10 protein-coding genes are annotated in these 13,875 nt (G+C 61.5%); 2 read left to right on the top strand and 8 right to left on the bottom strand.

Annotation, left to right across the window (positions count from 1 at the left end; translation table 11 throughout):
• Nucleotides 1-1,273 precede the first annotated feature (1,273 nt).
• Nucleotides 1,274-1,828, bottom strand: a complete 555-nt coding sequence (locus ACIQLI_RS05840) for a gluconokinase (RefSeq protein ID WP_400386748.1) — start codon at nucleotides 1,826-1,828, stop codon at nucleotides 1,274-1,276.
• 249 nt (nucleotides 1,829-2,077) lie between these two features.
• On the opposite strand from ACIQLI_RS05840, the gene ACIQLI_RS05835 reads away from it, so the two are divergent.
• Together ACIQLI_RS05835 and ACIQLI_RS05830 are read left to right on the top strand one after the other, a co-directional pair.
• Nucleotides 2,078-6,769 carry an NAD-glutamate dehydrogenase gene (locus ACIQLI_RS05835; protein ID WP_400385993.1) on the top strand — a complete coding sequence of 1,564 codons (4,692 nt, stop codon included), beginning with the start codon at nucleotides 2,078-2,080 and terminating at the stop codon, nucleotides 6,767-6,769.
• Between the two features lie 534 nt (nucleotides 6,770-7,303).
• Nucleotides 7,304-7,786 (top strand): hypothetical protein, encoded by a 483-nt coding sequence (locus ACIQLI_RS05830; protein ID WP_146116659.1) that lies wholly within the window; start codon nucleotides 7,304-7,306, stop codon nucleotides 7,784-7,786.
• Between the two features lie 10 nt (nucleotides 7,787-7,796).
• Here the strand turns inward: ACIQLI_RS05830 and ACIQLI_RS05825 are convergent, their stop codons facing one another.
• The 7 genes from ACIQLI_RS05825 to ACIQLI_RS05795 all read right to left on the bottom strand — a co-directional run bounded on the left by ACIQLI_RS05825 (nucleotide 7,797) and on the right by ACIQLI_RS05795 (nucleotide 13,806).
• Nucleotides 7,797-8,384 carry a TetR/AcrR family transcriptional regulator gene (locus ACIQLI_RS05825; protein WP_400385989.1) on the bottom strand — a complete coding sequence of 196 codons (588 nt, stop codon included), beginning with the start codon at nucleotides 8,382-8,384 and terminating at the stop codon, nucleotides 7,797-7,799.
• 29 nt (nucleotides 8,385-8,413) lie between these two features.
• A complete protein-coding gene (locus tag ACIQLI_RS05820; RefSeq protein WP_400385986.1) occupies nucleotides 8,414-9,016 on the bottom strand; it encodes a TetR/AcrR family transcriptional regulator in 603 nt (200 codons plus the stop codon).
• 6 nt (nucleotides 9,017-9,022) lie between these two features.
• Nucleotides 9,023-10,192, bottom strand: coding sequence for a pyridoxal phosphate-dependent aminotransferase (locus ACIQLI_RS05815; RefSeq protein ID WP_400385983.1), 1,170 nt, complete (start codon nucleotides 10,190-10,192; stop codon nucleotides 9,023-9,025).
• A gap of 68 nt (nucleotides 10,193-10,260) precedes the next feature.
• Nucleotides 10,261-11,058, bottom strand: coding sequence for an SDR family oxidoreductase (locus ACIQLI_RS05810; RefSeq protein WP_400385980.1), 798 nt, complete (start codon nucleotides 11,056-11,058; stop codon nucleotides 10,261-10,263).
• A 105-nt stretch (nucleotides 11,059-11,163) separates the two neighbouring features.
• Complete coding sequence (locus ACIQLI_RS05805) at nucleotides 11,164-12,192, bottom strand: biotin-dependent carboxyltransferase family protein (protein ID WP_400385978.1); 1,029 nt, start codon at nucleotides 12,190-12,192, stop codon at nucleotides 11,164-11,166.
• The gene (locus ACIQLI_RS05800; protein ID WP_400385975.1) at nucleotides 12,192-12,965 is read right to left on the bottom strand and encodes an allophanate hydrolase subunit 1; all 774 of its coding nucleotides are present in this window, start codon (nucleotides 12,963-12,965) and stop codon (nucleotides 12,192-12,194) included. Before ACIQLI_RS05800 ends, ACIQLI_RS05805 begins: the two co-directional genes overlap by 1 nt.
• A gap of 37 nt (nucleotides 12,966-13,002) precedes the next feature.
• Nucleotides 13,003-13,806, bottom strand: coding sequence for a LamB/YcsF family protein (locus ACIQLI_RS05795; RefSeq protein WP_400385972.1), 804 nt, complete (start codon nucleotides 13,804-13,806; stop codon nucleotides 13,003-13,005).
• Between the last annotated feature and the right edge of the window lie 69 nt (nucleotides 13,807-13,875).

Below are 13,875 nucleotides of genomic sequence, written 5' to 3'. Positions count from 1 at the left end.
AGATTAAGTCAAGCGACTGACTTAAACCTTTACCGCCGCTTTCGAGTACCCACTTTTGGCATCGACGGGTCGGAGCGTGCTGGAGCCAACGCCGGTCGATGCGGCCGTGTCTGCGTCAGGCAGCAGTAATGGTCTGCTTGCTTACCCAATTCGGAATTCCTGTTTCAGGCCGACCGCCAGGCATCTCGCTAGCCGTTCCGCTTGGGGACACGGCAAGACCTCTAGGCTGTAATGTCCTATAGCGGGCGTGCGTCGTCTTCCTCGTCCAACGGCAAACGTATCGGACGGCCGGACCACCTGACGCGGCAGCAGGGCCATCCGAGCTTTCCTCCAGAGCTGAACTACCCTTGGCGCCGTGGACAGCACTAAACCGCCGTAGATCCTGCATATATCCAGGGTTGATTAGGGCATGTCGAGTTGCGTTCTGTAGGCCTGCCTTTGTTTGTGTTCCAGCCGTCGATGATTCCGGCTCTGAGCATTTGGTCGGTGAGTCGTGCGAAGCGGTTGCTGGGGTCTGCGTGGAGGGCGAGTTGCATCTATGGGTGTGCTTTTGGTCCGCGGCCTTCTCACCAGTTGATATAGCCGATGGTGGTCAGGATTGGTGCTGCGTGTTGCGGACTGGTTCTGGTGTGCGCGTGGATGAGGAGCTGCGGTGCCCAATCGATGCGTGGCCAATAGGGTGCGGTCTAGGTTCGGGCGAATAAGAGGTTTGGGGGTGGTTGGTTGATGCCGGGTATGTCGGCCATGAGCCGGTCGCGGAAATGGGGGGAACTGGAAGTATGCTATGAGGGCGGTGCAGTCTTTACAGGTAGGGAAGTCGGTTGAGTCGAGCATCTCGGTTCAGCGCTTGCTCGCGTTCTCCGCGGCTTGATGGGGTGCCAAAGCTCCGATGGTGTCCATGTAATTCTCGACGGTGATGGCGTGATCAGTTTCGAGGTTTGCGCGGGGAGGGCGATTCGGTTGGTGGGTGCTATGGTGCTGCCCCCAGACGAATTCGGGGTTGGAGCTGTGCCATCCAGCAGGAATTTGCAGTGGTAACAGTGCCGAGTTCTCGGCGCGGGCAATGAGTGGGCGGGACGCGTCAAGTCCTCGTTTTTTTCTGTATTTGATCGAGCAAAAATAAGTGTGGACAATGTCCACACTTTCCGCCCTGGACTGGACATTCCCCGTGTACCGCCACTTCCCAACGTTTGCAAGGCCTGGAATCAATCCCGTTCGAGTCCCACGTCGGGCACTTAGAGACGGGGAGGAGAAGCGCTCAAGCGGACCCGCGTCAAACGATGGGGTAACCGGGTTTTAGGTGCGCTGGAGGACTGGGCGCGGCTACAAGCATTGTGTCAAGCTTGATTGCCACCTGAAGCCGTTCGTCGATGTCCCCCACCAACACCTCTGGCGCAAGCCGAATATCGGCCTTCACATGCTTCTCATCCACGTCAAGGGGCTCCAGGGCGCTGAGCTGAGAGTCCAGAAGGCTGCTTGGCATGAAGTGGTTTTCCCGGGCGTTCATACGGGCCAGGAGTGTCTCCCGGTCCCCGTTGAGGTGAACGAAAACGACGTCAGGGGCGTGGTGGCGGAGTAGGTCGCGGTAGCTTCGCTTCAGCGCCGAACAGGCGATGATGAGCGGCGTGCCGGCGTCCTGTAAGCGGCGCAGAGTGCGTCCGATTTCTTCAAGCCAAGGCTTCCGATCCTCGTCGCTCAAGGGAATGCCAGCGCCCATCTTGATTTTGTTGGCTGCCGGATGCAGGTCGTCGCCGTCTTTGAACTGCGCCCCCAAGCGTGCGCTCAGCATCGAGCCCACGGTGGACTTACCGCAGCCCGAAACGCCCATGACGATCAAAGGGGGGAGGTATCTGCTACCCAAAGCTGGGTTTCCTTTCGCCGGGGGAGTCTGGTTCGTGAGGTAGTTCGCGGTCTGCGATGCATTTCACAAGTGAGAAGAGTTTCTCAAATACCGAAGGGGGCGTCAAGGGTTTTGTCCATCACGAAAAAGCTCTTGACGCAGTCTCCGATATGAGAAAAGATTCTCATATCTTCTTGACGTGATGAAGAAGCCCGCCAAACCTCAAGGGAGCACAACGTGTCCACGGAACAAGGCATGGAATCCCGCACACTGCCTGATCATTTCGTAGCCGATTACTATGCCGAAGCGTCGCCGGAGGACAAGAAATCCTATGGCATTGGCGTACTCGAAGGACGCGCGGCCGCGCATTTCGAAGCCGCGCGAACCCGCGGCGCTGAATCGTGGGTCGGAGTCCTGCCGAATGTCGGCGCCACCGTGATCGGAGTTGTCTGCAAGGACTCGCCGTTCCTGGTGGACTCGATCCTGGCTGAGGTTACCCGTCGCGGCTTGGGAATCCAGTTCGTGGTCCATCCCCGTTTTGCCACGCAACGAGGTGCAGATGGGGAGCTCCAGCCCGGCACCTCCATTCCATCTGCGGGGACCGAGTCGTGGGTCGCCGTCGAACTCCGGGATCTCCTCGCCGAGCAACAGCTCGGCCCGTTGCTGAGCGCCATCCGACGCGTCCTGGTCGATGTTATGGCTGCCTCTGATGACTTGGTCGCCATGCGGGGCCGGCTAAACCAAGTTGCTGCCCAGTTGCCCGAAAATGGGACGGCCCGCAATCTTCTCGAGTGGCTCAGCAGCAAACACTTCGTCTTCGTCGGGTATCGCCAATACATCCTGGAATGCGGAGAAACTGAGGATCGTCTGACTGCCATCGATGGAACAGGATTAGGTGTTCTGCGGAACAAGGCCGCCGGCGGGTCCGATGTCCGTGTCCTGGCTGGCCCAGCGCGTACTTCGGCACGTGAGCCGATTGCCGCCGTGGTCACCAAGGCCCGGTCCCGCTCAACCGTCCATCGCGACGCGCACCTTGATTACATCGGCATTAAGACGTTTAGTCCGGATGGGCAGGTGACCGGGGAACATCGCTTCCTGGGACTCCTTACGTCGAGCGTCTATAACGCGCCGGTGGACAGCGTTCCGTTGGTCGCTGAAACCATCACCGCCGTCATGGACCGCAGCGGATTGGATCCGACCAGTCATTCAGGCCGGCAATTGATGGCGATTCTGGAAACCTACCCTCGCGACGAACTGTTCCAAATCGGCGTCGAGGAGTTGTTCCAGATTGCCGACAGCATCATGAGGATGCAGGAGCGGCGCCGTTCGAGCGTGTTCCTTCGGCAAGACGCCTACAGCAGATTCGCGACCGTCCTGGTCTACCTGCCTCGCGACCGATACAACACTGCGGTCCGGCAGCGGATTGAACATGAACTACGGGATGCTTACAACGCTGTCGATATCGAACACGAAGCACGAGTCAGTTCCTCTGCCCTGGCGCGCATCTTCTTCACCGTGTGGACATCCTCCGGAACTCTTGGAGACATTGACGCGGAAACTGTGGAACAGCGGGTCAACCGCGCCATCAGGTCATGGCCGGAAGGTGTACTCGATGCCCTGCAATCCCTCCACCCGGCAGCTGTGGCGGAGGCCCTTGCCAAACGCTGGAGCGAAGCCTTCCCGCCGGAGTACCAAGTCCGGTACAGCGTGGAGGACGCAGCCGAGGACATAGAACGGTTCGAGGACCTCGTATCAGAAGAAAGCACGACGGCGGCACGGCTTGCCGTACGGCACGGAGGCAAGGGAACAACCGACCCAGACTTGCGGATCCGGCTATATCTTCGCCAAGCGGAGAGCCTAAGCCGCCTCCTGCCGTACTTTGAGCATCTTGGCTTGGCGGTCCACGAGGAGCGTCCATACCGGATCGTCGACTCCCAGGGCGTGGTGGTCCACCTCTACGACCTCCTGGTCAGCACACCATCCGGCGCGGGCTCACCGGACGCATGGGATATGCTCCCCGCGGCCTTCAGGGCAGTACTTCAAGGTGAGGCGGAGTCTGATTTCCTCAACTCCTTGGTCCTGCAGCAGGGGTTCGACTGGCGCAGTGTGGCGCTCCTTCGCAGCTACGTGAAGTACCTCAGGCAACTCGGGACGCAGCACTCCTTCGAATTTATAGCGTCCACCCTCCAGTCCCATCCCGAGGCGACCAAATCCTTGGCGAAAGTGTTCTCAGCGAAGTTCGATCCCGATCTGCCGGGTGGACGTTCGGAGTCTCTGGCGTCAGCCGACGCGTCCCTGGGGGCGGCCATGGACAGCCTGGCCACCATGGACGCGGCTTTCGTAGTGGAGGCGCTGGCTTCCCTGATCAGGGCAACCGTGCGAACCAACTTCTACCAGGGCAAGCCGCACATCAGCTTCAAACTGGACCCATCCGGTATCGACATGCTCCCGAGCCCACGTCCCGCCCATGAGGTTTGGGTGTACTCCCCACGGGTGGAAGGCGTACACCTGCGATTCGGCCTGACGGCCCGGGGCGGACTGCGGTGGTCGGACCGGCAGGAAGATTTCCGCACGGAAGTCCTTGGACTCGTCAAAGCCCAGACCGTCAAGAACGCCGTGATTGTCCCGGACGGTGCCAAGGGTGGCTTTTTCGCCAAGTTCACGACGGGGATGAAGGACCGTACCCAGCAAATGGCAGAGGGGCAGGAATGCTACCGGACCTTTATCCGCGGCCTGCTCGATGTCACGGACAACATTCGTTTCGTGGATGGCGAACGTCAGGTTGTCGCCCCACCGAGCGTCGTGAGGTACGACGGCGACGACTCTTACCTTGTGGTGGCGGCCGACAAGGGAACTGCCTCTTTCTCGGACATAGCCAATGAGGTTGCCGCCAGCTACGGCTACTGGTTGGGGGACGCTTTCGCCTCTGGCGGCTCGGTGGGATATGACCACAAGCGCATGGGCATCACTGCACGCGGCGCGTGGGAATCGGCCAAGATTCACTTCAGCGAAATCGGTCTGGATCCCCGGACTGCCGACTTCACGGCTGCGGGCATCGGCGACATGAGTGGTGACGTCTTCGGCAACGGGATGCTGCTTTCGCAGCACGTCCAGCTGGTAGCGGCCTTCGACCATCGCCACATCTTCCTGGATCCGCAGCCGGACGCAGCATCGTCTTTCACGGAACGCGCAAGGCTGTTCGCACTTCCCCGCTCAAGCTGGGCAGATTACGACACGTCGTTGATCAGCGAAGGCGGCGGGGTCTGGCCACGGACGGCCCGCGCCATTCCTATCCACCCGGCGGTCCGCGCGGTGCTCGGATTGGACCCGGAGACGGAGTCAATGAGCCCGATTGCCCTTCTTCAGGCAATCCTGAAGGCTCCTGTTGATCTGCTCTACAACGGCGGCATCGGAACCTACATCAAATCGAGCACAGAAAGCCATGCCGATGCCGGCGACCGTGCAAATGATTCCATCCGGATCACCGGCAATCAGGTGCGGGCCCGAGTCGTGGTGGAGGGTGGCAACCTGGGAGTTACCCAAGCCGGTCGGGTTGAAGCGGCCCTGGCAGGAGTCCTCATCAACACCGATGCAATCGATAACTCGGCCGGCGTGGATTGCTCGGACCATGAGGTGAACATCAAGATTCTGGTCGATCAGTCCATCAGGGCCGGGGAACTGCCGGCAGCTGAGCGAACGGCGTTCCTGGAAGCCCTGACGGACGAGATCGCAGAATTGGTGCTGACTGACAACGTAGCCCAGAACGTGCTGCTCCTGACTGACAGAAGGTTCCCTCCGGCGTCGTTCCCCAACTACGAACGGCTGATGCAGTTCCTTGAAGGTCGAGGCGAGCTGGACCGCGAGCTGGAATTCCTCCCCAGCACTCAGGCATTGGCGGAACGGATCTCCCAGGGCAAGGGCCTTACTTCCCCGGAATTGTCGGTGCTGGCCGCTTATGCCAAGAACACTCTGGCCAGCAGTATCCGGAGGAGTCCGCTCCTCAAGGACCGCTACCTGGCCAAGTTCTTGAACGGGTATTTCCCGGGTCCCGTGGTTAAGAGGCTTGGAGAGGGGATTGAACAGCACCCGCTCCGCGAGGACATCATCGCAACGGTCCTCGCCAACGATGTGATCAACATCGGGGGTGTAACGGCTGTCTTCAGGCTCATGGAGGAGACATCGGTCGATGAAGCCGCGGCGGTCAAGGCCTATGTCATTGCCAGTGAACTCTTCGGGCTCCGGGACCTCTCCGTGGGTTTGGTTCACCTTTGCGCAGACCTGCCGGCCGAAAAGTGGAGCCGGATCTATCTGGACATCCGGCGTGTCCTGGACCGGGCCATGCGCTGGTTCCTTCAGTACGATCATCAGCGCCCCATCGAAGAATGCATAAGCCTTTACAGGCCGGTAGTAGAAGCGCTTCGCGGACGCTTGCCCGAACTCCTGGTGGGAACTGACAAGGCGGACGTTGCCACTCTGCAGGACCAAGCGCTTGAATGGGGGCTGCCACCCCAGATTGGAAGGATCTGGGCAGAACTGCGGGAAGCGTTCACGCTGCTGGACGTCGCCCGGGTTCAGCAAGTCACTGGCCGGCCCTTGGACGCCATCGCATCGGTCTACTTTGCTGTCCGCGACCGGTTCGGGATTGAGGGTTTGCTGGAACGCGTGGACTACCTGCCACGCTCCACCAAGTGGCAGGCCATGGCCAGAGCCTCGCTGCGGGACGATGTGTCCGGCGTCGTACCTGAACTGACGGTGGCCATTCTGGGGCTGGATGACGTTGCGGCCGGCGATGACAGGGTCTCCACATGGGAGCAGTTGCACCATCCGCGTCTCCAGGAATCTGAACGCCTGGTGGAACTTGCTCCTGAGAACAGCTTCGAGGCATTGTCTGCATACCTCGGCACTCTCAGGAAGGCTGCCCGCGCGTGAAGTGGGCGCTGAGCACCACGGACAAGCGGGATTGGCACGCCCTGGAATTCAGCGAGCGTGACCCTTTCTGGCGAAAGAGCAGCCAGCGTGGACTCGTGTGCCTGGGCTGCGGCTCGCCTGCCTTCTTTCGTGCGCCGTCGCGCAAGAAGACGCCCGCATTTGGTGCCAGGCACAAAGATGGCTGTGCCCTGCTGAAGGAAACGTGGGGCGTGTTTAGGTACTTGCAGTGAAGCATGAGATCGATTAATCAAATGAGAAACTTTTCTTGCTTTTAAGTGAGCTCGGCCATAGGCTTAATGAAAGAACCACAACAACGCCGGAGGCAAGTAATGTTGCGCATCGCTGGACAGCCCGGAACGGATCGTTCCCGTAGAAGCCGGTTCACGGCTGGTACCGGAAGCCATTGCCCCATCAGTGGCATCTGGGCACCCGACGGGGATATTGAGAAGAGCATGCGGCTTTTGGAAGGCAGCATCATGCCTGCGCGCGGCGACTCGGCCGTCGACTGGCAGCTGCTCCAAGGTCTCACTCGCCATGACCTACATAGCTGAAGCACGGCCCCGTCGCCGGGTAACGGCAGCAATGCCCCGGTTGAACCGTTTGGAATTGCGGCTCTCGGAGTCCAGGGCGACGCGCGGGCGTATCGACAGCCACGTCCGGACACTGCTGAGCCAGCGGAATGAGGCGATGGCCGCTGCATTGGCGGACAAAGTGCCCTTGTCTGCGATTTCCACGGTGGTGGGAATTCGGGCCGCGGATGTAAAGCGGCTTGGTGGCGCTTACCAGGACCTGCACTTTTCGGGAGTGCGGCATGACTGGCACCTCACGCGGTTGGCTGCGATCGTCCGCCAACTGGATGCTGCGTTGGAAGACAAAGAGCAAAGTGCGCAGAAACTCCGGTGCGACGTCCTGGAGGGGCTGGAATCGGGCCGGATGGATATCTTCCGTGTCGCAGCCCTAACGGCTTTGCCGGCGGAGCGGATCCGGGAACTCATGCGGCCTGCAGCGGCCCACTAAGTCCCGTGGACTAGGCCTGATCGCGGTCCTCGCTCCAGCCTGTCAGTGCACCCTTGAGGGCCGAGATCAGCCTTGCAGTGACCTGGTCCTTGGACAGGCCGACAGTATTGATGAGGTCCAAAATTTCGCGTGGATCAAAGAGGATGTTCCAGAGGAACAACGCTTCGTCGCCGATAGTCGGCAATCCCAACTCTTCAACCGCCTCGCGAAGCGGGCGCTCCAAGGCATCCGCTTGGACGGTCAGATAGAAAGCGCCGGAGCGGAGCCGGGCCAAGTATCCTTCGCCTGAACGGGTGTACAGCATGGCTCCGCCGTGACGTGTAACCAGGTCAACCCACTTGCGGCTGACCGCCGTCAACAGCTCGACGCCGGAAATCTCCTGCTGCTTCAGGCTGTAGTCGCGCAATTTCTCACCGACACCAAACCGGTAATCCGCCAGGATGTCCTCGACTGAGGCGAAGTGCCGGTAGGCGGTGGCAGTGGAGATCTCCGCGTGTTTGGCGACATCGGTCATGCTGATGGCTCCGCGCCGGGACGCGAAAAGCTGTCCCGCTGCCTTGACCAGCTGCCTGCGGTTGCGCTGTGTGTCACTACGCATTGGTGGATGCCCTTTCGTCAACTCATAGCTTAGGTCCTGGAAGCGGACCAACCTGTCAGGGCGGCCGTGAAAGTCCTGACCAGTCGTGCGGATACTTGTTCCGGTGTGAGGTCCAGGCTCCCGATGAGATCGTAGATTTCGCGGGGGTCAAAGAAGCCGTTCCACAAGAAGAGAGCTTCATCGCCGGGGTGTTCGATTCCCAGGGCTCGGGACGCCTCCTCCAGCGGTCGTTGAAGGGCTTCAGCCTGCACGGTCAGGTAGTAGGCGCCAGCCCTGACCCGTGCAAGGTAACCTTCAGCGGAGCGTGTGTGCACCATGGACGCCCCATGCTGGACTACCAGCTGGACCCACTTGTGGCAGACAGCATTCAGCAGCTCCAGGCCTTCCGCTTCCGCCGCCCGGCTGAACTCCAGGAGCTCCCGGCCCACTTCGAAGCGGTAGGCGGCGAGGACGTCGTCAACAGAGGCGAAGTGGCGGTAGGCGGTAGCAGTAGAGATGCCGGATTCGGCAGCGATTTCGGACATGGTCGCCGAAAGGCCGGCTCCGAAGAGCCGGCCGGCCGCGTCCACCAAAAGCATCCGGTTCCGCTGCATGTCGATGCGCAGCCCGGCCGGTGGATCGATAACTGTCATGGGCTTTTACTTGAGCGCCGCGAGGCCGGCGGCGATGCGTTCGACGCCCAGCGAAATGGCGTCGGCGCTTGCCGCGTAGGAGAGCCGCAGGTGGTGTTCACCGTTCCGCCCGAACTCACTGCCGGGCCGGACGGCCACGCCGAACTCGCGAAGGTGCGCCACCATATCGGCTGCCGGCATGTCGACGTCGTACTTCGGGAAGAGGTAGAACGCGCCTTCCGGGGAGCTGACCGTGAGTCCCGGAATCCTGCTGAGGCCCTCGAACATCAGTTCGCGTCGCACGGCATAGGAAGCGTGCATGCGCTCGATGTCCGGCCCGCAGGTCTTGAGGGCCGTCAGGGCTGCCAGTTGGACCGCGGTGTTCATGGAGCCGTTGAAGGTGTTGTGGACGCGTGCGGCGGATGCGATGACGTCCGATGGGCCCCAGAGATAGCCGACCCGCCAGCCCGTCATGGCGTAACTCTTGGAGAAGGTTTGGCAGTAAATGGTCCTGCCTGCCAGGCCTGCTATCTCCAGGGCGGAGGTGAAAGGCTCGGGTGTGTAGACGAGGTCGCTGTACGCCTCATCGGAAAGAACCAGGGTGTCCGTTCCCGCGACCATATCCGCCAAGGCCTCCAGTTCCTGGCGGGAGTGGACGATTCCCGTGGGGTTGGAGGGGTTGCAGAAGACGAACATCTTGGCGCCTTCAAGGGCGGTCGCCAGAGCCTCGAGATCCCAGTGGAGATCGTCAGCCAGTGGCACCGGAACTGTAACGCCGCCGGCCATGCTCACCAGGTCCGCGTACAGCGAGTAAGTGGGATCGGGAATGACTACCTTGTCGCCTGGATTGACGATGCCAAGGATCGCGGCAGAGAGGCCCGCGGTTCCTCCTTGCGTGATTAACACATCGCTGGGGCTGGCCACTTCGCCGAGGAGCTGGCCGATACGGGCAGCCAGCTCCTCGCGAAGCACCAGCTCGCCGAGCAACGGCGAGTAATGGGTGTGCCCTTCCTCCAGGGCGCGGGCCGCTGCAGCGCGGACCTGTTCGGGGGTGTCGAAGTCCGGCTCGCCCATGGCCAAGGAGACAAGGTCACCTTTGGACTGGGGTTGCTGGACGCGCAACGATGTGCGCTGGACCCGCAGCACGGCCTCGGAAGGCTGGAAAGCTGCAATGGCGGTGGTTGGTTCGAGAGTCATGACAGTCCTGCTTCGAGTCGTCGTTGGAAGGGTGTCGGCTTTGCCGGGTGCGTATAGATGCCGGGGTTTCACGGACGGGGGAGATCTTCCGCGGGAGCCCCTGCCCATCGGCTGATTTCGATGTCTCCGGAGGTATCGCGCTGCACGGTAGGGGCAATGACGAGTTCCTGGACCACGGTGCGTTGCGGCAGCGTCGCAACGAGGTGGATGGCGCGGGCCACGTCCTCGGGCTGGACCATGGCGTCGCGCTCTTCAGCCCTTGGTGGACGGGCCCGGTTGTCGAGAATCGGAGTGGCTGTCTCGCCCGGAAGTATGGTGATGGCGCGCAGGCCTTCGTTGCGGAACGTGTTGTGGAGATAGGTCATGAAGTTCCGGACCGCAGCTTTCGCAGCCCCATAGGAGGCACCGCCCAGCAGGTTCGGATTAACCGCAGCCAGCGACGAGACCGTGATGATGGTCCCGGTGTTCCGGGCGAGCATGCCCGGCAGGACCGCCTGGGTGAGGAGGTAGACGGCGTTGAGGTTGACGTCCAGGACCTGGTTCCATTCCTCCTGGCTGATCCATCGGACGTTCAGGACCTTGCTTGCGCTGCCTGCGTTGTTGACCAGGATGTCCACGGGGCCGACGGACTGACCGACCCATGCCACAAGGGCGTCCACCTCGTCCTTGGACGCGATGTCAGCGGCCCGCGCATGGGACGTGCCGCCGTCGGCCTTGATCTCTGCGGCGAGGTCTTCCAGAACGGAAAGCCGGCGGCCCACCAGCACCACGTGTGCTCCCTCGGCTGCGAGCAGTTCCGCCGTGGAGCGGCCCATGCCCGTGCCTGCGCCGGTAATTACGGCGACTTTGCCTTCAAGAAGTCCCATGGTTCCGTTCCTAGAGTGTGGTATTTAGTGAGATTCGAATCACATATGCGAAAAGTTTCTCATTTATTCTATGTGGGGGTCAAGTACCCCCGGGGCATGACATGTTCAGGCTGCTGCCTGCGATGGGACCAGCCGTGAGTGATGCGGGAGGTCGATGGCGCCGAAAAGGCTCTGCACACGCGATTCCAGCGCGTTAAGCAGCCGCTGGGCTTCGTGCTGGGCTTCCACCGCTTCTTCCTGGCTGACCCAGCGGAAGGTCATCCGCTGGCCGGGCCGAGCCTGCCCCAGCATGGGCAGGGATGCCTTGGTGGCGAAAGCGACAATGGGGTAGCCGGCCGTGAGGGTCCGGTAGCGGCCCAGGATAATGAGCTCGTCCCCGTGGGGGATCTCGAAGGCTCCGATTGGCACACCGTGGGACACGATCTCGCCCAGCCCCTCGGGGTGCACCACGGGACCATCCAGCCGCAGGCCCACGTGATTCGATTTGGCCGTCACTGTGTACTCGCGAGACGACAGAAGCTCCCTGATTCCCTGTGCCGCGTCAGTTTCCGGACCAACAACGATGTCGATGGTCCAAACGGGGTGCTCAAACGAGGGAACAGGCACGGGAAGGCGGAAAAGTGGTTGCGTGAGATAGGGATGCTCAAAGCCGGCATAGGAGGTCTTGAGTTCCACATGTTGCCCTGCGGAGATTTGCTGCGGGAAGCCCATCCGGGCCTCCGGTGCGGCGCTGCCCATGAAGTGTTCAGTTACCAGGGAGCCGCTGAAGGCGAGGTAGTTGCGCATTCCGCCGCGGGCGTTGGCAATGACTACCTTGCCCTTGGCGGGAACACACACCGGTTCCCACATCTGCACCTTGTTGCCGTTGACAGTGATATCTGCAGGGGCGCCGGTGACGGCTATAAGAATCGCCTTGGAGGTGGTGAAGGAGAACCGGCCGCCCATGATCTCAATGCCGGCGGCCGTTCGTGGATTGCCCACCAGGATGTTGGCAACGGACGCGGAATGTTGGTCCGCAGCCCCACCGCACGGAACGCCCAAGGCTTCGGATTGTTCCCGACCAAGGTCCTGGAAGGTGGCCAGCCAGGCCGCTTCACGGATTTTGATGGTGAGGGTGCGCTCAGCTGCAGGCATCAGTGTTCCCCCTCAATCGTGTACGAGTCGGTCCGGAGGAACTGTCCGTCAAGCCGTTCCCAATCACTTTCCGGGACCACCTTGAACCTGACGGTGTCGCCGGGTTTGAAGGACGTGGGTGGCTCCTCGCGGATGTCGCAGATCGTCAGGGGAGTGCGCCCGATGACCTTCCACCCCGTGGGCCCGGGGAATGGCTGGATAATGGCGTTGGTACCGGCCACCATCACTGACCCTGGGTCCACGTTGGTCCGAGGTTCCCTGCAGCGGCTGACTTGTCCCGGAAATTCCACCCGGCCCATCATTGGTGCCATGGCCGACGCCAGGAGGTTGATGGTCAATGTCGAAGCCTCCAGATGTGCCAGGACGGCTTCCTTGCTGATGCCAAGTTCAGCTGCCACGTCGGCGAGGTCCGGGGCAAAGGATTCGTTGACCACCATGGGGATGACGAAATGCTGCCCCGTAGGTGATGGTCCATCTCCCTCGAAGCTCCTGCTTGCCGCGGCCAATCGGATAGTTTGCGCCAACTGGCCGTGGCTGACGGCGAGACAATCGAATTCCACCAAGATGGAATCGACGCCGGCTACGACGTCGAGCAGGCCGTGAGGACGCATGTCCAGCAGGACTTCTCGCAACTTCCGGCTTCCCGACTGTCGCTCCTCAACTGTCCCGGAGGCGATGCTGACCATCAGTGCGGAGTCTCCGAACGGAACTGCCTTGATGTCTTGGATGTCCGATAAGGGAATCAGCTGTCCGGGAGCTGGGTGCGTGCTCATGCGTCCTTGGGTACTCGTGGGTGGGTGTGGGGCTGGATCAGACAGTTGCCAGGCGGGCTTTTTCGGCCAGGACTTCCTGCAGTCCGGTTGCTTTGACGCCGGCCTTGTCCAAGGCGGCGCGCAGGGCGGTGCCGTTCTCCAGGACCTGCGGGTGGTCACCGTGGAGGAGGACGACGTCGGCATCGTGGCCCAGCGGAACCACCTTGCCGGTGACTGCGCGCACGGTGCCTTCGGTGACGACCTGCACCACGCGACGCCCGATTTCCTCGGGGTCGTGGAGGAGTGCCCCCTCGGTGTTGCGGGAAACTGGCATACCGTCTTCGCCGTAGCCGCGGTCGGCAAGGAAGACGTAGCCCACTTCAAGTCCGCGCTTGCGGGATTCATCGGCCAGCAGGCCGTTCTGGCAGATGACGATGTACGAGGGATCGTAAGCCTTGATGGCATCGGTGATGGCGCGGGCATGCTTTGCATCGGTCTGGGCGATGCTGCCCATGCGGCCGTGCGGTGCGACGTGGCTGATCTTGCCGCCGTGGATGCGGGCGAAGGCGTCCAGGGCGCCGATCTGGTAGAGGACATCCGTGCGGATTTCTTCTTCGCTGGCTTCGATGAGTCGGCGTCCGAAGCCCACCAGGTCCGGGTATCCGGGGTGAGCGCCCAGTTCGATCCCGCGGTCCACGCAGGCCTTGACGGTGGCGTCCATGACGCGAGGGTCTCCGGCGTGGAAGCCGCAAGCGATGTTGGAGGCGGTGACCAGGCCCAGCAGGGCGTCGTCATCACCGATGGTGTAGTTGCCGTAGCTTTCGCCGAGGTCTGCGACGACGGCGACTGAGTTGATGCCCAAAGTGACTCCCAAGGATTTGCGTTGTGGTGCTTTATGGTCCAACGACGGCGGCCGGTCGGCAATGGCGGC

It is taken from the genome of Paenarthrobacter sp. NPDC091669, from assembly GCF_044756725.1.
GTDB lineage: Bacteria > Actinomycetota > Actinomycetes > Actinomycetales > Micrococcaceae > Arthrobacter > Arthrobacter bambusae_C.
Note: the sequence above shows the minus strand (reverse complement) of the source record. Positions and strands in the feature narration are given on the sequence as shown.